Source organism: Frankia sp. CpI1-P, from assembly GCF_001421075.1.
Classification (GTDB): Bacteria; Actinomycetota; Actinomycetes; order Frankiales; family Frankiaceae; genus Frankia; species Frankia torreyi.
On sequence record NZ_LJJX01000015.1, the window covers coordinates 116070 to 137634 of the forward strand.

The 21565-nt window shown below is 73.2% G+C and carries 13 protein-coding genes and 16 pseudogenes; 22 read left to right on the forward strand and 7 right to left on the reverse strand.

All coding sequences use genetic code 11. The features are described from left to right. Nucleotides 1-45 precede the first annotated feature (45 nt). Both FF86_RS12670 and FF86_RS47165 read right to left on the reverse strand, forming a co-directional pair. Nucleotides 46-1245, reverse strand: a 1200-nt coding sequence (locus tag FF86_RS12670) for an NtaA/DmoA family FMN-dependent monooxygenase (protein ID WP_242418653.1), incomplete at its 5' end; no start/stop codon positions are given. 1 nt (nt 1246) lies between these two features. Beyond that, nucleotides 1247-1467 (reverse strand): annotated as a pseudogene (locus FF86_RS47165) (LLM class flavin-dependent oxidoreductase); the annotation flags it as partial. A gap of 373 nt (nt 1468-1840) precedes the next feature. Here FF86_RS47165 and FF86_RS12675 point away from each other — a divergent pair. Continuing rightward, entirely contained in the window at nt 1841-2761 is a 921-nt protein-coding gene (locus FF86_RS12675) for a LysR family transcriptional regulator (protein WP_082121812.1), read from the forward strand. A 46-nt stretch (nt 2762-2807) separates the two neighbouring features. Here FF86_RS12675 and FF86_RS47170 read toward each other — a convergent pair. Both FF86_RS47170 and FF86_RS12680 read right to left on the reverse strand, forming a co-directional pair. Then, nucleotides 2808-3069, reverse strand: a pseudogene (locus tag FF86_RS47170) (LLM class F420-dependent oxidoreductase); the annotation flags it as partial. 1 nt (nt 3070) lies between these two features. Next, a pseudogene (locus FF86_RS12680) lies at nt 3071-3743 on the reverse strand (LLM class F420-dependent oxidoreductase); the annotation flags it as partial. Nucleotides 3744-3929: 186 nt separating this feature from the next. Between FF86_RS12680 and FF86_RS12685 the strand changes: the two are divergent. The 3 genes and pseudogenes from FF86_RS12685 to FF86_RS47185 form a co-directional block, all read left to right on the forward strand. After that, nucleotides 3930-4553 (forward strand): TetR/AcrR family transcriptional regulator, encoded by a 624-nt coding sequence (locus tag FF86_RS12685; protein ID WP_082121811.1) that lies wholly within the window; start codon nt 3930-3932, stop codon nt 4551-4553. Between the two features lie 954 nt (nt 4554-5507). Then, nucleotides 5508-5656 (forward strand): annotated as a pseudogene (locus FF86_RS47180) (hypothetical protein); the annotation flags it as partial. Between the two features lies 1 nt (nt 5657). Continuing rightward, nucleotides 5658-5833, forward strand: a pseudogene (locus FF86_RS47185) (DUF2889 domain-containing protein); the annotation flags it as partial. Between the two features lie 164 nt (nt 5834-5997). On the opposite strand, the gene FF86_RS12695 reads toward FF86_RS47185, so the two are convergent. Further along, on the reverse strand, nt 5998-8547 hold the full coding sequence (locus FF86_RS12695) for a CaiB/BaiF CoA-transferase family protein (protein WP_044884807.1): 2550 nt from the start codon (nt 8545-8547) through the stop codon (nt 5998-6000). A 185-nt stretch (nt 8548-8732) separates the two neighbouring features. Between FF86_RS12695 and FF86_RS12700 the strand changes: the two genes are divergently transcribed. The 15 genes and pseudogenes from FF86_RS12700 to FF86_RS12735 all read left to right on the forward strand — a co-directional run. Continuing rightward, nucleotides 8733-9692, forward strand: coding sequence for an ABC transporter ATP-binding protein (locus tag FF86_RS12700; protein ID WP_044884806.1), 960 nt, complete (start codon nt 8733-8735; stop codon nt 9690-9692). After that, nucleotides 9689-10078 (forward strand): annotated as a pseudogene (locus FF86_RS47190) (ABC transporter permease); the annotation flags it as partial. The gene FF86_RS12700 and the pseudogene FF86_RS47190, both read left to right, overlap by 4 nt. A 1-nt stretch (nt 10079) precedes the next feature. Further along, nucleotides 10080-10232, forward strand: a pseudogene (locus FF86_RS47195) (ABC transporter permease); the annotation flags it as partial. Nucleotide 10233: 1 nt separating this feature from the next. Further along, nucleotides 10234-10585 (forward strand): annotated as a pseudogene (locus FF86_RS47200) (ABC transporter permease); the annotation flags it as partial. A gap of 218 nt (nt 10586-10803) precedes the next feature. Further along, a pseudogene (locus FF86_RS47205) lies at nt 10804-11367 on the forward strand (AAA family ATPase); the annotation flags it as partial. A gap of 1 nt (nt 11368) precedes the next feature. Then, nucleotides 11369-11663 (forward strand): annotated as a pseudogene (locus FF86_RS63670) (AAA family ATPase); the annotation flags it as partial. A 1-nt stretch (nt 11664) separates the two neighbouring features. Next, nucleotides 11665-12430: pseudogene (locus FF86_RS63675) on the forward strand (AAA family ATPase); the annotation flags it as partial. 1 nt (nt 12431) lies between these two features. After that, a pseudogene (locus tag FF86_RS63680) lies at nt 12432-13032 on the forward strand (AAA family ATPase); the annotation flags it as partial. A 641-nt stretch (nt 13033-13673) separates the two neighbouring features. Continuing rightward, the gene (locus FF86_RS47210) at nt 13674-14483 is read left to right on the forward strand and encodes a sensor histidine kinase (RefSeq protein ID WP_242418666.1); all 810 of its coding nucleotides are present in this window, start codon (nt 13674-13676) and stop codon (nt 14481-14483) included. Next, on the forward strand, nt 14480-15085 hold the full coding sequence (locus FF86_RS12720; RefSeq protein WP_044884804.1) for a response regulator: 606 nt from the start codon (nt 14480-14482) through the stop codon (nt 15083-15085). Before FF86_RS47210 ends, FF86_RS12720 begins: the two co-directional genes overlap by 4 nt. 170 nt (nt 15086-15255) lie before the next feature. Next, the gene (locus FF86_RS12725; RefSeq protein WP_044884803.1) at nt 15256-15918 is read left to right on the forward strand and encodes a GPP34 family phosphoprotein; all 663 of its coding nucleotides are present in this window, start codon (nt 15256-15258) and stop codon (nt 15916-15918) included. A 159-nt stretch (nt 15919-16077) separates the two neighbouring features. Continuing rightward, nucleotides 16078-16518 (forward strand): DUF3311 domain-containing protein, encoded by a 441-nt coding sequence (locus FF86_RS12730; RefSeq protein ID WP_082121809.1) that lies wholly within the window; start codon nt 16078-16080, stop codon nt 16516-16518. A 17-nt stretch (nt 16519-16535) separates the two neighbouring features. Continuing rightward, nucleotides 16536-16928 (forward strand): annotated as a pseudogene (locus FF86_RS47215) (sodium:solute symporter); the annotation flags it as partial. 1 nt (nt 16929) lies between these two features. Then, nucleotides 16930-17052 (forward strand): annotated as a pseudogene (locus tag FF86_RS47220) (hypothetical protein); the annotation flags it as partial. 1 nt (nt 17053) lies between these two features. Further along, a pseudogene (locus FF86_RS12735) lies at nt 17054-18293 on the forward strand (sodium:solute symporter); the annotation flags it as partial. Nucleotides 18294-18395: 102 nt separating this feature from the next. On the opposite strand, the gene FF86_RS12740 reads toward FF86_RS12735, so the two are convergent. Both FF86_RS12740 and FF86_RS12745 read right to left on the reverse strand, forming a co-directional pair. Next, a complete protein-coding gene (locus tag FF86_RS12740; RefSeq protein WP_044884801.1) occupies nt 18396-18791 on the reverse strand; it encodes a type II toxin-antitoxin system VapC family toxin in 396 nt (131 codons plus the stop codon). Between the two features lie 11 nt (nt 18792-18802). Beyond that, a partial coding sequence (locus FF86_RS12745) for a FitA-like ribbon-helix-helix domain-containing protein (protein WP_242418654.1) occupies nt 18803-19099 on the reverse strand: 297 nt, incomplete at its 5' end. Nucleotides 19100-19286: 187 nt separating this feature from the next. Between FF86_RS12745 and FF86_RS12750 the strand changes: the two genes are divergently transcribed. From FF86_RS12750 to FF86_RS12755, 3 genes and pseudogenes are all read left to right on the forward strand, one after another. Next, nucleotides 19287-20182 (forward strand): M20 family metallopeptidase (locus tag FF86_RS12750; RefSeq protein ID WP_242418655.1); only part of this gene is annotated, 896 nt, incomplete at its 3' end. 1 nt (nt 20183) lies between these two features. Further along, nucleotides 20184-20543, forward strand: a pseudogene (locus FF86_RS47225) (M20/M25/M40 family metallo-hydrolase); the annotation flags it as partial. A gap of 130 nt (nt 20544-20673) precedes the next feature. Next, on the forward strand, nt 20674-21291 hold the full coding sequence (locus FF86_RS12755) for a helix-turn-helix domain-containing protein (RefSeq protein WP_044884886.1): 618 nt from the start codon (nt 20674-20676) through the stop codon (nt 21289-21291). Nucleotides 21292-21565: the final 274 nt, after the last annotated feature.

Genomic DNA, 21565 nt, shown 5'->3' on the forward strand with positions numbered 1-21565 from the left:
TCGGGTTCGTGCTGTGTTCGGATTTCGACGGGAATGTGCGGCGGCTCAGGAGACGAGCGCCGGAGGCGCACTGTCGGCCTCCACCTCGCCGGCGACCTCCACCTCGCCGGCGGACTGCGCGTCGCCGGCGGACTGCGCCTGGCGGCGGGCCGCCGTGTATCTGTTCTCCGGAATCGGCAGGCCGAGATTGCCGCGCAGGGTGGTCGACTCGTATTCGCTGCGCACGACGCCCCGCTCACGCAGGATCGGCAGGACCTGGTCGGTGAAGCGCGCGAACTCGCTCGGCGCGTTCACGGTGATGTTGACGCCGTCGAAGCCGCCGGCGGTGAACCACCGCTCGATCTCGTTCGCGACGGTCAGGGGCGAGCCGACGAACGGCGAGCGGCGCGCCCGCAACTGGTGCTCGACCACCTGGCGAAGCGTCAGGCTGTTGTCCCGCGCCAGCTTCGTGATCGCCTCCGCGTGGGTGCGGAAGCTGCGCTCGGCGACATCTCCGACCTCGGGGAACGGCGCGTCCAGGTCGTACTGCGAGAAGTCGTGCCAGCCGAAGGGCCGGCCGAGCTCGGCCAGGGCCCGGTCGAAGCTTCCCTCGCCGAGGATCGCGTCCTCCTTGGCGCGGGCCTGCTCATCGGTGTCGGCGATGATCGGGGAAATCCCCGGAACGATGAGCAGGTTCTCCGGGTCGCGGCCCTTGGCGGCCGCCCGAGCCCGCAGCTCGGTCCGGAATGCCTGCGCCTGCTCGAGCGTCTGCGAGTGCGTGAAGATTGCGTCGGCGATAGTCGCGCCGAGATCACGGCCCTCCTCCGAGTCGCCCGCCTGGAAGATGACCGGCTGACCCTGGGGAGTGCGCTCCAGGTTCAGTGGTCCGACCACGGAGAAGTATTCGCCGGCGTGATTGAGCGCATGCTGACGGCTACGATCGAAGAACACTCCCCGCTCTTTGTCGCGGGGGAAGGCGTCTGCCTCGTAGGAATCCCACAGCCCCTGCGCGACTCGCACGTGTTCGATCGCTCGTCCGTATCGGGTCGGATAGTCGAAGTGTTCGTCGCGGCTGTAGTTGCCCGCCGTTCCGGAGTCGCCACTGGTGACGACGTTCCAGCCGGCCCGGCCGCCGCTGATGTGATCGAGCGAGGCGAGGCGGCGGGCGACGTTGAAGGGCTCGTTGTAGGACGTCGTGATCGTTCCGACCAGGCCGATGTGGTGGGTGTGAACGGCGATCGCGGACAGTAGCGTCAACGGCTCGAGNCGGCTGAGGTAGTGGTTCGGCGAGTCCGCGGTGATGAACTGGCTGTCGACGATGAAGACGTGATCGAACCTTGCCGCCTCCGCCTCCTGGGCGCGGGCGATGTACCAGCGGACATCCACGCTGGCGTCGCCCGGGATCTCGGGGTTCAGCCACGTGTTGTGCTGCCCCGGACCGCCGACGCCGATGAGGACGGCGCCCAGTTTGAGCGTGCGAACAGGCATGGTGGAACCTTCCCGGTCTGGGGGCGAAGCGCGCACGACGACGGCGTCGTCCGGCGGACCGAATCCGGTTCCGGACACGGCACAATGACGCGCTGGACCACGGGACGCGCTGGACTACGGGGCGCGCCGAAGTACGCGAAAAAAGAAGGAGATAGCTACATAGCGTCGCCGGAACGGGCGACGGCTTTGGNTGNGGCGGCGCAGCGACCGATCAGGTCAGCGACAGAGTGCTGCCTGGCCACGGGCAAGATCCAGCCAACGACAACACGTGAGCATCACGGCCNTCGACTGGGTCATGGGGATGAGCATGCTGGTCCGGCGGCCGGATGTCCAACGACGCTTCGTTATGGCGATCAATCGCGTTCGGTTATGAATGTCCAGTACCCTGACCGACATGCGACGGATACTGGACATCGCCCCGCTGCGCAGCTTCGTCGCTGTCGCGGAGTGTGGCGGATTCCAGCGGGCCGCGACGTCGCTGCACCTCAGCCAGGCGGCGGTGAGCCAGCACGTGCGCCGGCTCGAGTCCGCCACCGGGCGCGTGCTCGTCGAACGCCAGGGACGCGGCTCCCGACTGACCCCCGACGGCGAGCACCTGCTCCGCCAGGCCCGCCGGATCCTCGCCATCCACGACGAGACGCTGCACGGCTTCGGCATGGAGACCGAGGAGACCGTCGTGATCGGCTCGACGGAGCATGCCGCGGCGCAACTGCTGCCCTTCCTCGCCGCGGCGCTGGAGCAGTCGTTGCCCCGCTACCGCATCCGCTTCCGCATCGACCGCGGCACCAACCTTCGCGAGGGGCTCGAGGCGGGGCGGATCGATCTGGCGCTGCTGCTCGGCCCGGCCACCGATCCCCGCGCGACCACGGTCGGCGACCTGGAGCTGACCTGGTACTCCTCGCCCCTGTGGCGACGGCCGGCGGCGACGCAGCCGATGCCCGTGGTCGCCTTCGACCATCCCTGCGCGCTGCGCACCTGCGCGTTGGAGGCCCTGTCGTCGCATGCGATCCCCGCGGTGATCGGCGCTGAGGCGATCCAGCTCGCCGGCGTCCAGGCGGCCGTGGGGGCCGGTCTCGGAGTCGCCCTGATGGCCACCCTGGGGCAGACGCCCGAGGGGCTCATCGCCCGCGACGACCTGCCGAAGCCCGCGTCCCTGCCGCTCGCCGTCTGGTCCCGGCACGGCCTGGCCTCGATCATCTCGGAGCGGGTCGCGGCGGCCCTGGGGGGGCTGCTCGCCGAGCCGGCGGCGGCCGAGACGGCCGTCGAGAGCCGCCAGCTCGCCAGGAGAGGCTGAGGCTCGCCGGTCCAGGCCGGGGGCCCGGCAGCCGCCGCCCGCCCGCTCAGACGTGCGGGAGCACCTCGGCGGCGATCAGGTCGAGGTGGTCGAGGTCCGCCAGGTCGAGGACCTGCAGGTAGATCCGGCTCGCCCCGGCGCCGTCGGGGCCGAAGGTCGCGAGCCTGGCCAGGATCTCCTCGGGGGTGCCGGCGAAGCCGTTGGTGCGCAGCTCGTCGACCTCGCGGCCGATGCGCTCGGCCCGCCGGGCGAGTTCCGCGTCCGACTTCGCGCAGACGACGACGTTCGCGGTGGAGTAGACGAGGTCCNCCGGATCGCGGCCGGCCGCCGCGGCCACCTCCCGGACCCGGGCGAACCGCTGCCCGACCACCTCGGCGGGGGCGAAGGCGGCGTTGAACTCGGCCGCGTAGGTGGCGGCGAGCTGCGGGGTGCGCCGCGGCCCGGCTCCCCCGATGATGATCGGCGGCCGGGGCCGCTGTACCGGCTTCGGCAACGCCGGGCTGTCGGCGAGCTGGTAGTACCGGCCGTCGTGGGAGAACGTCTCGCCGGGCGGGGTTCCCCACAGCCCGGTGATGATCGCGAGCTGCTCGGTCAGCCGGTCGAACCGCTCCTCGACCGGGGGGAACGGGATGCCGTAGTCGGTGTGTTCCGCCTCGAACCAGCCGGCGCCGAGGCCCAGCTCCACGCGACCGCCGCTCATCGCGTCCACCTGCGCGACGGCGATGGCCAGCGGCCCGGGCAACCGGAAGGTCGCCGAGGTGACGAGCGTGCCCAGCCGGATCCGCGAGGTCTCGCGGGCCAGGGCCGCCAGCGTCACCCAGGAGTCCGAGGGCCCCGGCGACGGATCGCCCGGCCCCATCCGCAGGTAGTGGTCGGAACGGAAGAATCCGTCGAAGCCGGCGTCCTCGGCCGCCCTCGCCACGGCGAGCTGCTGCTCGTAGGAGGCGCCCTGTTGGGGCTCGATGAAGATGCGCAGGTCCATTCGTCCACCCTGGCAAACGGGCGCCCGACCCGCGCGACGGCCCCCGGCCGGGAGGTGGGGTCGGACCCGGGCGGGCGGCCCGACGGTCGGTAGGGTGATCGTCCAGGTCTTCCGGGAGGCGGTGGGGCCGGGAGGGGCATGACCCGCGACTGGACGCGACGAGGGCGACGGCGAGGAGGTGGCGCGGTGGCGGTCCCGGACGACCAGGACGACGAGCGAGAACTGATCATGGACGCCGCGTACCGGTGCCTGCTCGCGAGCGGCGGGGTCTCCGTGTCGATCACCGACATCCTGCACGCGGCGGGCCTGTCGACCCGCGCCTTCTACCGCCACTTCGCGTCCAAGGACAGCCTGCTGCTGGCGCTGTTCCGCCGCGACTGCGAGCGCGTCACCGCCGAGCTGACCGCGTCGATCGCCACGGCCACGACCGCCCGCGAGGCGTTGCGCCGCTGGATCGACGGCGTGCTGCACCTGATGTCCGCGGAACCCCGCCGGCGCCGCGCGCTGATCCTGAGCTCCGAGGAGACCCGCCGGGCCCGCGGTTTCGCCGCGGAGCGGGAACGGTTCCAGACCGACCAGGAGGCGGCCCTCGCGGCGATCCTGCGCCGGGGCGTCGAGGACGGCTCCTTTCCCTGGGCGGATGCGCGGGCCGACGCCGAGCAGATCCAGGCGGTGCTCGGCCGGGCCCTGGACCGCCAGCTCCTGTGCCCGCCGGTCGAGCGCCCCACCGAGACGGCGGACCGGGTCGCCGACTTCGTCTTCCGCGCCCTCGGCGCGTCCACCGGTCGGCCCGCCACCGGCGTGAGCTGAGCCCGCCACCACCCACGGCTCCCGTGCGACGGACTCCGTCCCGGGTTCGGCACCCGGTTGACAGCCGGGCCGACGGGAACAACTCTCCGAAAAAGACGTTTTCATTTGGATAGCCCCGGGCACGGCCACCAGCCGGGACGCGGCGGGCCCGGCGGATCATCCGGCGGGCGGGTCTCGTCGGGACTCGGGAACGCACATCGAGAGGGAGGTGCAGCCGCCGATGACGACAGTTCCCCTGCGGATCCTGCATCCGCGACACGGCATCCACGAACCGACCAGCGGCACGCCCGCCCGCGTGGCCGGCTCGGTCCGCCGCACNACCACGATCGACATGCTGCGCCCCGAGGGGTTCGGCGGCCCGCTGCACCTCGTCGCGCGGGGCCGCGACCTGCGCACCGCCGACGCCCGACCGGGCAGCGACGGCGCGGGCGGCACTGCCGCGGGCGCCGAGGTGCTGGGTGAGGCGATGGTGCACGCCGTGGTGGACTTCACCGCCGGGCGGGAGCTACGGCAGATCACCAGCGACCCGGCGCGCCCGGCGCTGGCCGGGCTGATCGGATACTCGGTCGCCGCGGGCTTCCGCGCCCGGCTCGACGAGGCCGACCCGGCCGTGGCCGCCGAGGAGGACCTGCTCTACCTGCTGCTGGACGACCTGCCCGGCGCGGCGCTCGTCTCCGGCCACGCCTACAGCGCGGCCGCGCAGGACGCGCGGGAGACCGGCACCCCGGCGATCCCGCCGATGCGCCAGGGCGACTACCGGTACGTCACGGACCTGTGCGCGGGTTTCGCCACGGGCGGGACGATCATGAACGAGGTCGAGGCGTTCGGCCGCTCACCCGTAGTGACCGGTCCGGTCGCCCCGTCGCTCGAACGCCCCGGTGACCCGCTGGCCTGGCACGACACGCCGCCGCTGCCCCCGCGCGGCATGCGCCGGGCGCGCCGGGTCGACGTCCNTCTCGACGGCTCCGCCGCCCGCGCCCACGTGGACGCCCTGTTCCGGGACTCCTACGTCCTGCCCGAGGGCGTGGCGACCGTCATCCACGAGTACACCGTGACCGCCGAGGTCGACACGGCCACGTCGACGTTCCTGAGCTGCGAGGCCANGCCCCGCGCGCTGCCGTTCGTCGAGTGCCCGGCCGCCGCCGCGAGCGCCACCCGGCTCGCCGGGATGCCGCTGGCCGGGCTGCGCCCGTTCGTACGCCGGACCTTCCTCGGGACGTCGACCTGCACCCATCTCAACGACACGCTGCGCGTGCTGGAGGACGTCCAGGCGCTGCTCGNCCCGCTGCGGGCCGGCTGAACGCGTTGGCCTCGACGAAAGACGGAGAAGGATTGATGAGCGACAACGTGATGTACGACTCGCCCACGTCCCACCAGCGGCTGTGGCGCCCTCAGCAAGATTGGTCTGCTGTCTCCGGGGCCTGGTCGTCCCTCGGTCGGAGGGTCAGCCGATGACGGCACGGGCCCGCAGGTCCTTGATCTCCTCGTCGCCGTAGCCGAGCTCGCGCAGGATGGCCTCGGTGTGCTCGCCTGCCAGGCAGCCGCCCGGGCTGCGGGTGGCCGACCGGGAAAAGCGCACCGGTGGGCCCATACGCAGGTGGTCGTCGAAGATGGGGCTCACGGCCGGCGAGGCGTACTCGGCGGCGAGCGCCGGGTCGGTCTGCAGCTGCAGCTCCGCGTCCATCTCGGTGACCTCGACGCAGCCCACGTCGGCGGCAGTCAGCCGCTGTTCCCACTCGGCGGCGGGGCGGGTGGCGAAGATCCGGCCGAGTTCGACGGCCAGCTCGTGATCGTGCTCGGCGCGGGCGGCGGCCGTGGCGAACCGAGGGTCAGCGGCAAGGGGGTCGACGGCAAGGGGGTCGGCGGCCAGCTCTACGGCCGGATCCGCCGCGAGGGTGGCGACGAGCGCCGCCCACTCCCGCGGTGTGGGCGAGGCGAGGAACACCCAGCCCCGCGCGGCCGGGTACATCCGGTAGAGCGCGGTCAGGCCGTGACCACCCTCGTCGACGACGGGCCGCGCCGGCCGGCCCGCGTACTCGACGACCTGCTCCAGCAGCGCGTGCATGCCCGTCGCGATCATGGTGACGGTCATCGGGCCGAGGGGGTGGCCACGGGTGCGGGCCAACAGGCCGAGCGAGATCGCCGAGGCCACGCCGAGCGCGGCGAGCCCGTCGGCCTGCAAGCTGGTCACCGCCGCGGCCGACCTGATCCGCACGGAGGCGGACTTGATCTCCGCGAGCGAGGTGGCGTTCGCCGCGCTCGGCGCCTCGGTCAGCGCGATTCCGGTGGCCGCGCCGATCGACGGCGCGTAGGCGGGCCTGTCCCCGCAGGGGCCGTCGGTGCCGTATCCCGGCGCGTTGACGTAGATCAGGTCCGGGTTGACCGCCCGCAGCGTGGCCGCGTCGACGCCGGCCCGCGCGGCGGCGCCGGCGCGGAACGCCTGCAGCACCACGTCGCTGCGGCGGGCCAGCTCGTGCACGATGCACCGGCCCTCGTCGGTGTCGAGATCGAGGGCGATGCTCTCCTTGCCCTGCATGACCCGCACCGCGCCGAGCTCCGGGAAGGGCAGGATCCGGCGGATGGTGTCGCCCGCCAGCGTCTCGACCTTGATCACGCGGGCGCCGAGGTCGGCCAGCATGGTCGTGCCGAACGGGGCCGCGAACATCAGCCCGAACTCCAGGATGGTGACGCCGGCCAGCGGCGGACCGACCGGCGCCGACACGGCGGGATCGGCAGCCGGGACGGCCGCAGGCGGGTCAGCGGCAGGCGGGCCGGCGGAGCGGGCGGCGGCCTCGGCGCGCAGGTCGGCGCCGTGCTCGTCCAGCCGGGGGGCGGGGCGCGGCGGCGTCAGCGGGGCGCCGTCGACGTGCACGAGGGTGGTGGGGCGGCGGACCGGGCCGTGCTCGGCGGTGTCGAGGACGACGACGCGGCCGTCATGACGGATCTGCGGATGGTCCAGCACGCCCGAGCCGACGGTGAACACCTCGGCGTTGATGTCCGGGTTGGTCGCGAAGACCTGCTGCCAGTCCGCGAGGGTGCGCTCCCCGACCTTGCGGATCATGATCTCCCAGAGCTCGGTGCGTAACTCCTGGGTCTCCAGGACGGGTAGTCCCGCCCACTTCGGGTCGGCGAGCAGCGGCGTGAGGCCGAACTCCGCCAGCATCGCCGCGAACAGGCGGGGCTCGACCTGGGCGAACTGCAACCAGTGACCGTCCCTGGTGGGCGCCACGAGCAGCGGGTAGACCAGCGCGCTGACCGGGTCGCCCGCCGGGGTGGTGGCATCGACGGTCCGGTAGGCGTCGGGAAAGCGCACCGCGACGAGGTGCTCGAACCAGCTCCAGGTGTCGATCATGCTGACGCCGCGGACCAGGTCGGCCTCCACGTGCTGGCCGCGCCCGCTCGACTCCCGCTCGACCAGCGCGGCCACGATCCCCTGCACGGCGGTGTGGGCGGCGCCCCAGGTGGCGAAGGCGACCGAGCTGTATGCCGGGCCGGGCCGGGAGACCAGCCGCCGCTTGGCGTGGAACATGCCGAGCTTGGCCATGACCAGGGCCTCGTAGCCCTTCAGGTCCGCCCAGGGTCCGGCCGAACCCCAGCCCGTGATCGCCACGCTGACCAGGCGCGGACTGTGCCGGGCGAGGTCGTCGGGGCCGAGGCCGAGGCGGCGGGCGGTCCTTGGGCGCAGCGTGGTCACCACGACGTCGGCACCGGCGAGCAGCCCGTCGAGCACGTCCCGGTCGGCCGGATGGTGCAGGTCCACGACGACGCTGCGCCGGCCGCCGCCGACAGCCGGCCAGGCCGGCGAGCGGCGCAGCGGGCTGCCCCCCGGCGGCTCGACCCCGACGACGTCGGCGCCGGCGTCGGCCAGGAACTGCGTCGCCAGCGCCCCCGGCATCGTCGTCGACAGGTCGATCACCCGCAGTCCGGCGAGCGGCGGACTCGACACGGGCACCGGGCCGTTCGGTCCCGGCCCGGAAAGGGAGGCAGTGCTCATGTCGACTCCAGACGCAGCCGCGGATCCGGGGAGGATTACCTAGAACACGTAGTTCTACATGTTAGGTAGATCACAGCAAGTGTCAAGAATCGAGATCGGCGGCCGGCGGCACCATGACTGTTGTCATGCGGGAGCGGTGACGGTCATGACTGGGACCGTCGGCGCGCGGCGGGGATCCTTGATCCATGACGAGGAACCCACCGCCGCCTGGCGCGCCGCCACACAGCGTGCATCTCGCCGGCCTACGCAAGCGGTACGGCGGCGTGCGGGCCGTCGACGGCGTCGATCTGGTCGTGGCCCCGGGCGAGGTGGTCGCCCTGCTGGGCCCGAACGGCGCCGGCAAGTCGACGACGATCGACATGCTGCTGGGCCTGACCCGCCCCGACTCCGGCGAGGTCCGGCTGTTCGGCCGCTCCCCCCGCCAGGCGTGCACCGCCGGGCTGGTCGGCGCGATGCTGCAGAACGGCGGGCTGCTGCCGGAGATCACCGTGGGGAAGATGCTGGCGGCCGTGCGCGCCCTGTACCCCCGCGCGCTGCCGACCCGGGAGGTGCTGGCCCGCGCCGGGGTCGGCGATCTCGCCGACACCCGCACCGACCGGCTCTCCGGCGGGCAGCGCCAGCGGGTCCGCTTCGCCCTGGCCCTGCTCCCCGACCCCGACCTGATCGTCCTCGACGAGCCGACGGCCGCGATGGACGTGGCGAGCCGCCGGGCGTTCTGGGCATCGATGCGGGCCTGGGCGGCCGGCGGGCGGACCGTGCTGTTCGCCACCCACTACCTGGAGGAGGCCGACGCCTTCGCCGACCGGATCGTCCTGCTGCGCCGCGGCCGGGTCATCGCCGACGGCCCGACCACGGAGGTCAAGGCGCTCGTCGGCGGCCGGACGATCCGGGCCACGCTGCGCGGGTTAAACGCGGCCGGGCTCGCCGGGCTCGGCCGGCTGCCGGGGGTGGCCCGGGTCGAGGGCCGCGGCGACGCGGTCACGCTCACCTGCCCCGACAGCGACGCGGCCCTGCGTGCGCTGCTCGCCGCCCACCCGGCCGCCGAGGACATCGAGGTCGTCGGCGCCGGCCTGGAAGACGCCTTCGTGGCGCTGACCACTGACGACGCCACCGACCCCAGCGCCCGACAGGAGATCACCCGGTGACCGGCAACCCCACAATCGCCTCCACCACGGCGGGCAGCTCCATGGCGGCAGACCCCACGGCCGCCTCCGCCACGGCCGCCTCCACCCCGGCCGCCACCTTCGCCGGCCCCCTGACCGGCGGCACCCGGGCCGGCGGCAACGGCACCGCGGACGCGGTGCTGACCTACGTCCGCTACGTCCGGTCCGAGATCACCCGGGTCTGGCGCAACACCCGACTGCTGATCTTCACCCTGCTTCTGCCGATCATCCTGTTCGGCGCGTTCAGTGCCGGGAGCGAGGGCGACCGCCTCGGCGACCTCGCCGTCGCCCCCTACATCATGATCAGCATGGCGTCGTTCGGGGCGATGAACGCCGTCCTCGGCAGCGCCGGGCGGATCGCGACCGAGNGGTCCATCGGCTGGAACCGGCAGCTACGGCTGACCGCCCTGACCGGGCCGCAGTACGTGCTGGCCAAGGCGACCACCGGCTTCACCCTGGCCGTGCTGCCGATCGTCGCGGTGTTCGTGGCCGGCGACGCGATGCGCGGGGTCCGGCTGTCGGNCGGGACGTACCTCGGCGCGGGCGCGTCGATCCTGCTCGGCCTGGTTCCGCTCGCGGCGTTCGCGATCTGGCTCGGCTACCTCGTGCGCCCCGAGAACATGCAGGCGATCACCGGTGGGGTGTTCAGCCTGCTGGCGCTGGCCGGCGGGATCTGGGTGCCCGTGGAGAACTTCCCGGGCTGGCTCGCCGACGTCGTGAAGCTGCTGCCCATGTACTGGTCGGCGCAGGCCGGGCGGGCGGTGCTCGCCGGCGGCTGGATCGGCGGGCGCGGCCTGGTGACCCTGGCGGTGTGGACCGTCGTGCTCGGCGCGGCCGCCGGCCGGGCCTATCTGCGAGACCAGCTCCGCACCTGACCGACGCGCACCTAGGAGAGGCAGTACTCACTCTCCTCCATTTTTAATCTATAGCACACTGGGGGGCTTGCGGCAAGACCCGGGTCGTGCCGCAGAATCGCTGGCCGAGGCCAGAAGCTGCGGCCAGAAGCTGCGGAAGAGGAGAGTCGCGGAATGCGGGTGTTGTCGTCGACGACGAGGTCGCGCGGGGTCACGAGCCCCAGATCGGACCTGATGCCGTGAACCCCCTGGCCACCAGCGCGTTCGACCTTCCCGACCACCTCGGTCCCAAGGCCGACCCGAAGCTGATCGCCGGCGACGAGCGGCACTTCGCGGCCATCGCGGAAAGCCTTGAGCAGTCGATCGCCGACCTGTCCGGCCGCCTCGACGCCGAGCGGATGGCACCCGGCGGCATCGGCCAGGCGGCGATGGACCGGGACCTGGAGATCCACCGGCTGAGCGCTCGGCTGCGCACCCTGCGGCGGTTCGGGTTGGACCTGTGCCTCGGCCACATCGTCCGTGTGGACGACCCCGAGCCCCTGTATATCGGACGACTCGGCCTCACGGACAGCGCGGGTCGTCGGCTGCTGCTCGACTGGCGTTCCCCCGCGGCGGAGCCGTTCTTCGGCGCGACCCACGCCAACCCGATGGGTCTGGCCAGCCGCCGCAGGTATCGCTGGACCCGCGGTCTGATCAGCGACTACTGGGACGAGGTGTTCAGCACCCAGGCCATCGCTGCGCGAGTGGCCCGGGGCCCCGCGTCGGACGGGTTCGACGGGCGCGCCGCGCTCGACGACCAGTCCNCCTTCATCGCCAGCCTTGGCGGCCACCGCTCGCCCCGGATGCGCGACGTGCTCGGCACCATCCAGGCCGATCAGGACGCCATCATCCGCGCGGGATCCGACGGCGCTCTCGTCGTCGACGGCGGTCCGGGGACGGGGAAGACCGTCGTCGCGCTGCACCGCTCCGCCTACCTGCTCTACTCCGATCCTCGGCTCGGTCACCGCCGGGGCGGCGTGCTGTTCGTCGGTCCGCACCGGCCCTACCTGGCCTACGTCGCCGACGTCCTGCCCGGCCTCGGCGAGGAGGGCGTGCAGACNTGCACCCTGCGGGATCTCGTCGCCGAGGGAGCCGCGGCGGAGATCGAGACCGACCCGGACGTGGCCGCGCTGAAGTCGTCCGCGAGCCTGGTGAAGGCGATCGAGACGGCCGTCCGGTTCTACGAGGAGCCGCCCACCAAGCCGATGACGGTCACGACCCACTGGTCCGACCTCCAGCTGAGCGCCGACGACTGGGCTGAGGCGTTCGACGTACCGACGCCCGGTACCGCACACAACGAAGCGCGCCAGGAGGTCTGGGCGGAGCTTCTCACGATCCTGCTGGACTCCCACGAGGCCGCTCACGGCAACGACGTCCCGGCCGACCAGCTCCGCAGGTCGCTGCTGCAGAACAGGCAGCTGCGGGCGGCCTTCAACCGGGCGTGGCCGCTGCTCGACGCGGCCGACCTCGTCGCGGACCTGTGGTCGGTGCCCGCCTACCTGCACAGATGCGCTCCCTGGCTCAGCCGCGGCGAGGTGCGGCAGCTACAGCGCGGCGACGCCCGCGCCTGGACGGTGTCCGACCTGCCGCTGCTGGACGCGGCGCGGCAGCGGCTCGGCGACCCGGCGGCGGCGCGGCACAAGCGTCAGCGGGACGCCGCCGTCGCCGCCGAACGTGAACAGAAGGCCAGGGTCGTCGACAACCTGCGCGAGGCCGACGACGAGTACGGCATGGGCCTGGTGACGATGCTGCGGGGAGAGGACTTCCACGACGTCCTGGTCGACGAATCCGCACTGGCCAGCGCCGACCCGGACCTGCTCGCCGGCCNGTTCGCGCACGTCGTCGTGGACGAGGCCCAGGAACTGACCGACGCGCAGTGGCAGATGCTGCTGCTGCGCTGCCCGTCGCGGAGCTTCACCATCGTCGGGGACCGGGCCCAGGCCAGGCACGGGTTCACCGAGTCGTGGCAGGAGCGGCTCAAGCGGATCGGGCTCGACCGGATCACGCTGGCCCCCCTGAGCATCAACTACCGGACGCCGGCGGAGGTCATGGCGCAGGCCGAGCCGGTCATCCGGGCCGCGCTCCCGGATGCCAACGTGCCGACCTCCATCCGCAGCAGCGGCGTCCCCGTCGTGTACGGATCCGTCGCCGAGCTGGGCTCGATCCTCGACACCTGGCTCGCCGCGCAGGCCGACGGGATCGCCTGCGTCATCAGCGTCGGCGACGACGGTGCGGCGATCCCGGCGACGCCCCGCGTCCGGTCACTGACCCCAGAGCTGTCGAAGGGGCTCGAGTTCGACCTGGTCATCCTCGTCGACCCGGAGGCGTTCGGCGACGGCATCGAAGGAGCGGTCGACCGCTACGTCGCGATGACCCGGGCGACCCAGCAACTCGTCATCCTCCGGCGGACCGAGCAGCCTGAGCGGACCNAACAGGCCAAGCAGCCTGAGCGGACCGTGCGGGCCGTGCGGGCCGTGGGGACCGGGACCGGGCGGGTCGGGGGGTGAGGACGACGGCCGGGTTGTCCGGCTCGGCCGCGGGCCGGGCGGCCACGGCTGGGGCGCTGCGCCGCTGGCTGTTGCAGCCGGCGCTGCCACAGCCGGGGCCGCCGGATCAGCGGGGCCGCATCGGCATGGACCCCTGGCGCTGGCGCCGGGTCGCCGGCGTGTTCCTGATCTATCTCGGCTACGCCGTCTCGGACATGTTCGCCCTGCACGACGGCGCCGGCATCATCGTGATCGGTTTCGCCGTGCTCGCCGCGTTCAGCCTGCTCTACCTGTGGGTGGTCCCGCTGGTCGCCTTCCGCGGCCGGCGGGAACTGCGGGTGCCGGTGCTGGCCGCCATGACGGCCTGCATCATCGTGTATCTGCCGGTCGTNGGCGGCGGTGGTCTGGTGATGACGGCCTACCTGGCCGTCGCCCTGGTCCTNCTGCTGCGCCCGGTCGTGTCCCTTCCGCTGGTCCTCGTGATCGCGACCGTGGNCACCTGGCTGCCCGAGCACATCGCGTGGTGGCAGACGCGCGGCGCGCTGTGGTCGCTGTCCGGACCGGTGCTGTTCGCCGCGCTGATCGTGTTCGGGGTCCGGGCCGGCGCGCGGAACCAGGTCGAGCTGTCCCGCGCCCATCGGGAGATCGAACGGCTGGCCAAGGAACAGGAGCGGCTGCGGATCGCCCGCGACCTGCACGACCTGCTCGGCCACGCACTCACCACGATCACGGTGAAGGCGGAGCTCGCCTCAAAGCTCGCGGCCCGGGACCCGGCGCGCGCAGCCGGCGAAATGGCCGAGGTCGCCGCGCTCGGCCGGCAGGGCCTGGCCGACGTGCGGGCCACCGTCGCCGGCTACCGGGAGGTGAGCCTGGTCACCGAGCTCGCCGCGGCCCGTCAGGTGCTCGCTGCGGCGGGCATCCGGGCCGAGCTGCCCGCGTCCGTCGACGAGGTGCCCGGGGGCCTGCGGGAGCTGTTCGGTTGGGTGGTGCGCGAGGGCGTGACCAACGCGGTGCGCCACAGCGGCGCGAAGCACCTGCGCGTCACCGTCGACGACCGCAGCATCGAGGTGGTCGACGACGGCATCGGCCCCGCCGACGCCGCAGGCCATGGCGACGCGGCGATTTCTGCCGTCGGCGCGGGCCCTGGCGTCGGCGCAGGTCCTGGCGGGGGCGCGGGCCTCGCGGGGCTCTCCGAGCGGGTCGCGGCGGCGAGGGGCCGGCTCGAAACCGGGCCCGCGACCGCGACCGACCTCGCGTCCGGGGCGATCGGCCCCACGCCCGGCTTCCGGCTGCGGGTCGTCGTCGCGCCACCGGCCCCCGCGGCTCCCCCGAACCTCCAGGTCACGCAGGCGATCGGCGGCCCTACGGACCCGACGGCGACGGCACGCCGATGATCAGGGTGCTGCTGGCCGACGACCAGCATCTCGTCCGCGGCGCGCTCGCCGCGCTGCTCTCCCTGGAGGACGACATCGAGGTCGTCGGCCAGGTCGGCCGCGGCGACGAGGTGGTCGCCGAGGTCGGCGCGCTGCGCCCGGACGTCGTGCTGATGGACGTCGAGATGCCCGGCATCGACGGCCTGGCCGCCGCGGCGGCGGTGCGCGCCACCGCGCCGGCGACCCAGGTCCTGATCGTGACCACCTTCGGCCGCACCGGCTACCTGCGCCGGGCGATGGAGGCCGGCGCGCTCGGCTTCGTCGTCAAGGACGCGCCCGCCGAGGCCCTCGCCGCCGCGATCCGACGGGTCGCCCGCGGGGAGCGGGTCGTCGACCCGACCCTCGCCGCCGCCACCCTCGCCGGCGGGGCGAGCCCGCTCACCGGCCGGGAGCGGGACGTCCTCGTCGCGGCCCGCGACGGCGCGACCGTCGCCGACATCGCCAGGCGGCTGTTCCTCTCCGAGGGCACCGTGCGCAACTACCTGTCGTCCGTGATCGCGAAGACCGGCACCCGCAACCGGATGGAGGCCCTGCGCGCCGCCGAGGAGTCCGGCTGGCTCTAACGCCCGACTCGGGTGCAGCCGGAACGGTTCGGTTGTCGGCCGGGCGACGGATGATTGCGCTCACGACAGCGAGGGCATGATCCTCGCCTGCGGAGTGGGACCTCGATCCCACCTCGTTCGATCTGGGGTTCGATCCCGGAGAGGCTTGATCCTGGAGGGGGACGACGGNCGTGCTGCTCGCCGAGGACCTGCTGCTACTCGCGCTCGACCCGGACCGCGGGACTCCGGTGAACTCCTCCCGCCAGCCGCTGGGCGTGGCGCTGTGCGGCGCGCTCGTCGCCGAGCTGGGGCTCGCGGGGCTGGTCACGGAGGACGGTCGGCGGCTCGCGCCGATCGGTGCCCGTCCCGCGCACCCGCTGCTCGCCGACGTCCACGCGGCGCTCGGCACGGTCCGCGGGCGGCGGGCGGCCGACCAGTTCCGTCGCCTGGACGGGGCGGTCGGCGGAGTCTGGTCCCGGGTCGTCGACGGGCTCGTCGACACCGGGGTGCTCGGGCGCCGGCGTGACCGGGTCCTGGTGGTGCGGATCACTCACCACCCCGTGCTGCGCGGCGAGGTGCGCGACGAGGTCGTGAAGCGGGTGCAGGCGGCCGCGGTCGGCGACGGGCCGCTGGACCCGCGCACGGGCACCGTGCTCGCTCTGTCCGGGCCGTCCCGCCTGCTGGAGGTGGTCGCTCCGCAGCGCGCCGACCGCCGCCACGCCAAGGCCCGCATCGCCGCGGCGACCGAGCAGACGCCGGTCGCGCCGATCGTCCGGAAGGTCATCCAGGAGGCGCAACAGGCGGCGGCCGCCGCCGCGACCACCGCGGCCGTCGCCAGCACAGCGTCGAACTGATCGGGATCCGATCGGGACGGGAACTCTCCCCCGTTCGCCCTGTGCAGTACCCCACGAAGGCCACACTCCCTACGGCCGCCTCCCCTCCACCCCGCAAGAATCTCACTTAAAGTCGTCATCTAACTCCCCTGCGCAATCTCTCTTCAGGAGTGACGCCGGATGACGCATGCCCGTGGCGCAGCCGATCCCGGCGGACGCCCCCGCCGATCCCGGGCCGCCCGCCGACCCCAGGCCGCCCGTCGTTCGGGGCAGCCGCCCGCCCGGGCGGACCGCGAGCCGGCGCCGGGCGGGGCAATCGGAGTGGGCGGGACAAACCGGGCCGGCGGGCTCGTCGCACGGACCGTCGCCGCGGCCGTGCTCGCGGTGCAGGTCGTCGCCCTGCTGCTGGTCGGCACCTACGCGCGGCGCGGGCCGCGGCTGTGGGGATTCCCGTTCTTCTACTGGTACACGCTGCTGTGGCTCCTGCTCGGCGCCACCGGGATGGCCGGCTGCACGTGGCTGCTGGGCCGAGCCACTCGGCCCCCCGCCGCGGCGGGCGCCCAGGCCAATCAGGCCAATCAGGCTCGACGGGACGCCGCCGGCGGCCGGGAGGACCGGTGACGCGGGGCGGCGCCAGGCTGGCGCCGACCGGCGGTGCTCCGCTCGCCGCGCAGCCGCTTCACACCCCCTTCCACGGGGTGGAGTTCGCGGTGTTCACCGTCCTGTTCGCCGCGGTGGCCATCCTCGGGTTCGGCGCGGTCCGCTGGCGGCGCACCGAGCCCGGACCGCTGGCCAGCCTCGACGAGTGGGGGCTCGGCGGGCGCGGATTCGGCTCGTTCGTCGCCTGGTTCCTCATCGGCGGCGACATCTTCACCGCGTACACGTTCGTCGCCGTGCCCGGCGCGATGTACGCGGCGGGCGCCGTGTCCGGCTGGTTCGCCGTCGCCTACACCACCATCGTCTGGCCGATGGTCTTCGTCCTGATGCCGCGGCTGTGGACGGTGTCGCACCGGCACGGCTACGTCACCCCGNCCGACCTCGTCCGCGGCCGGTACGGCTCGCGTGCGCTGGCCCTCGCGGTCGCCGTCACCGGCATCGTCGCGACCATGCCCTACATCGCCCTGCAGCTCGTCGGCATGCAGGCGGTGCTGGAGGNGATGGGCGTCGGGACGAACAGCGGCAACCCGATCGTCCGAGACCTGCCGATCATCGTGGCGTTCGGCATCCTCGCCGTCTGCACCTACACCGCCGGGCTGCGGGCGCCGGCCCTCATCGCGTTCGCCAAGGACCTGCTCATCTACGCCGTCGTACTGGTCGCCGTCGTCGTCCTCCCGCACCGGCTCGGCGGCTTCAGCGCGATCTTCGACGCGGCCGAGCGGAAGTTCGACGCGGCGAACGCCGTCGCGGCCGGGTCGGGTCGCCCGGCGACGGCCGTGTTCATCCCCGGGCCGAAGGACTTCCTCGCCTACGGCACCCTCGCGCTCGGCTCGGCGATGGCGCTGTTCCTGTATCCGCACGCGATCACCGGCGTGCTGGCGACCCGCGGCCGGGAGGTCATCCGCCGCAACACCGCCGTCCTGCCGCTGTACTCGCTGCTGCTGGCCTTCCTCGCGCTGCTCGGCTACGTGGCGATCGCCGCCGGGGTGCACACCACGAACCCGCGGCTGGCGGTGCCGCTGCTGTTCGAGCGGGAGTTCCCGGCGTGGTTCACCGGCGTCGCGTTCGCCGCGGTCGCGATCGGCGCACTGGTTCCCGCCGCGATCATGTCGATTGCGGCGGCGAACCTGTTCACCCGCACCATCTACGTCGGGCACCTGCGGCCGGGCGCGACGGCGGCCGAGCAGACCGCCGTGTCGAAGGTCGCGTCGCTGCTGGTGAAGGCCGGGGCGCTGCTGTTCGTCCTCGATCTGGACACCCAGAACTCGATCAATCTGCAGTTGCTCGGCGGGGTCTGGATCCTGCAGACGTTCCCGGCGGTCGTCCTCGCCCTGTGGCGGCCTCGACTGCACCGGCGAGCGCTGCTCGCCGGCTGGCTGGTGGGCATGTGCTACGGCACCGCGGAGGCGTACGCGCAGCACAGCGCGGCCGCCCGCCACTTCGGCGGGTCGCTGGCGACCGTGCCGGGGCTCGGCCACGCCGGCTACATCGCGGTGACGGCGTTCGCGCTCAACCTCGCCGTCGCCCTGTTCGGCACCCTGGTGCTGCGCGCCGCCGGCGTCCCGAACGGACCCGACGAGACCGCCTCCGACTCCGACTCCGACGAACCGGCTACCAGCGAACGCGACGCGAACGAACCCGACGGGAACGCACCTGATGCCCACGCATCTGACGAGACCGTGCCCGATCAGGCCCGCCAGGCAGTGGAGGCTGACGGCCAGACGCCGTCACAGCGATGACTCGATGACCGGACCGATCGAGGCCGCATCATGCCAGCGTCCTGGCCACCGGCTCGTCTTTCCGCCGCGAACCGGCGAGCTGGCTGCGCCCCACTGACGACGTCAGGCGTACACCTCGATCGTGCAGGTGGCCACACCGCCGCGCGCGATTCGGGCGTCGCTGGCGATCGGAGGAAGCCCCAGTGTCTCGGCGAGCGCGACGTACTGCGCGTCGTGGGCGCTGAGGTTGTGATGCAGCTCACGGACGCGCCGCCACAGAACCAGGGTTTCGTGCCGCACCAGCGGCAGAAGCCGATAGTCGGCGACTGCCTTCGCCGTCTCCCGCTCGGTCAGCTTGCCTCCCCGGCGCATCCCGAACAGTGCTGAAATCATCTCGTAGTCGAGCAGGCCGGGTGCCAGAAGCGACGCGACACCGGTGAGCCGGCGGCGCCCGGCAACGCCGCCCGTGCCGTGATCTGTCAGCGTTCGCACCAACGCCGAACAGTCGATGACCGCCATCTCGCCGCCCCTCAACGGCGCTTTCTGCCCTCGTCGATCGCGGCGAGGATGTCCGAGGTATCGACGTCGGACTGCGTCTCGCGGTCGAGGCGGGCCATCATGTCCGCCAGGGTCGGCGTCCGTGCCTCACGGGTGACCAGGTCGAGCAGGTAGGCCTGCAGGCTCCGCCCGCTCTGGGCGGCCTTGACCTTCAACGCCGCGAGAGTCGAATCTGGCACGTCACGAATGGTGATCGCGGTCACGACTGCATTCGTGCTGCCACGCCTGCAATATGCAGGCATGGCGCGCACGAGGTGGTCGCTACTGTCNATGTGCATGTCGGTCTGCCTCCGCAGGCGCCTGATCTCCCGGCTACCGTAGGTCCGCTGATGGTGCCCGGCCGGATCATTGTCCGGCGCGGGTCACCACACTGGCGTACAGGCTGGAGTCAGGGGCACCGCCGCACCTCGCCGGCGTCCGAGTCCTTTCCCTCCCCGCCCACCGAGAGGACCAGCCATGTCCGTGCTCGACGACGCGCGTTCCCTGTCGGACGACCTCGTGCACCTGCGACGTCGCCTGCACCGCGAGCCGGAGATCGGCCTGGATCTGCCGCGGACGCAGGACAAGGTGCTCGCCGCCCTCGACGGCCTCCCCCTGGAGGTCACCACCGGCCGCGGCGCGAGCTCGGTGACCGCCGTCCTACGCGGCACCGGCTACCAGACGGTTCCGGGGCGCGCGCCGTCGGTACTGCTACGCGGGGACATGGACGCGCTGCCGGTGCAGGAGAGCGCCGGGTTCGACCACGCCTCCACCGTCGAGGGCGTGATGCACGCCTGTGGCCACGACCTGCACACCGCCATGCTGGTCGGCGCGGCACACCTGCTCAGCGCGCGCCGTGACCGGCTGCCCGGCGACGTCGTGTTCATGTTCCAGCCCGGAGAGGAGGGCTGGGAGGGCGCCCAGCAGATGATCGATGAAGGAGTGCTCGACGCCTCCGGGCGACGGGTCTCGGCGGCCTACGGGCTGCACGTGTTCTCCGCGGCGCTGCCCCACGGCCAGTTCGGCGGCCGGACGGGCGCGATCACCTCGGCGTCGGCGATGCTGCGCGTCACCGTGCGCGGCGAGGGCGGGCACGGCTCGATGCCGCACCGCGCCCACGACCCCGTCCTCGCCACCGCCGAGATGGTCCTCGCCCTGCAGACGATGGTGACCCGTCGGTTCGACGTGTTCGACCCGGTGGTGCTGACCGTCGGCGTCCTGCGGGCCGGCACCCGGCGCACCGTGATCCCCGACGAGGCGTATTTCGAGGCGACCGTGCGCACCTTCTCCCCCGACACCGCCACACTGGTCGAGCAGGCCGCTCGCCGGCTGCTGCGAGGCATCGCCGACGGCCACGGCCTCACCGCGGACGTNGAGTTCGTCCCCGAACGACCGGCGACCGTGAACCACCCGGCCGAGACGGCACTCGCCGCCCGCGCCATCGCGGAGACGTTCGGCGAACGCCGCTACACCGACCTCGCGCACCCGCTGGCCTGCTCGGAAGACTTCTCCCGCGTACTCGCGCAGGTGCCCGGCAGCTTCGTCGCCATCGGCGCGACCCCCCCGGACGCCGACCCGCACACCGCGCCGTTCAACCACAGCCCCCGCGCCCGCTTCGACGAGACCGTCCTGCCCGACGGCGCCGCGCTCTACGCCGAGCTCGCCACCCGCGCCCTCGCCGCCGCCGCCGGCGGCCCGGAGCCGGACCCACGCCCCGGCCCGACCCGGCGATGACCCGACCCGGCGATGACCCGGCCCGGCGACGACTCGGCCCGGCGACGACCCGGCCCGGCCCGTCAAGATCGGATATGCCGGCAACGATCGGACTTGACAACAGGGCTTGCCGGCACGGCAAATGGGCCNCATGACCGCCACCGACCCGCAGCCGCCGGCGCGCGAGGTCCTCGACCGGGTGGGTCCGCGGCTGCGGGCCCTGCGCCGCGCGCGCCAGACGACCCTCGCCCAGTTGTCCGCCGCAACCGGGATCTCGGTGAGCACGCTGTCGCGGCTGGAGTCCGGCGGGCGGCGGGCGACCCTGGAGCTGCTGCTCCCGCTCGCCCGGGCGCACCAGGTGACCCTCGACGAGCTGGTCGACGCCCCGGCGACCGGAGATCCCCGGATCCACCCGCGGCCGACGGTCCGCGACGGCGTCGTCTTCCTGCCGATGACGCGCCGCCCGGGCGGCCCCCGGGCCTACAAGATGATCTATCCGCCGTGCACCCCGACGTGCCCGCCCGACCAACGGGTGCACGAGGGTTACGAGTGGCTGTACGTGCTGTCCGGGCGGCTGCGGCTGGTGCTCGGCGAACACGACCTGGTCCTCGGGCCGGGCGAGGCGGCGGAGTTCGACACCCGCACGCCGCACTGGTTCGGCAATCCGGACCCCGCTCCGCTCGAGCTGCTCAGCCTGTTCGGTCCGCAGGGCGAGCGGATGCACGTCCGGGCCCGGCCCTCAGCGGCCGGCGGCCCCGCCGGCCGCTGAGGGCCTCGACCCGCGACGACGGAGACCACGCCTCTGCCCGGCATCTCTCCCCACGCGCTCGTTCTCAAGCGCCTCACCCCGAGCGCCTCACCCGGTGCGATGTCCGGGACCGATCGCCGACCCGTTGCCCGGCCGTCAACGCGGCGTGCCCGGCGGCCGCGCCGGGGAATGGCGCAGCCCGTGCCATCATGAGGCCGTGGGATTCGCGGGCCGCCCGACCGGCCGCCCCGCCCACGCGCCGACGACGAGTACCGATGATGAGTACTGATGATGA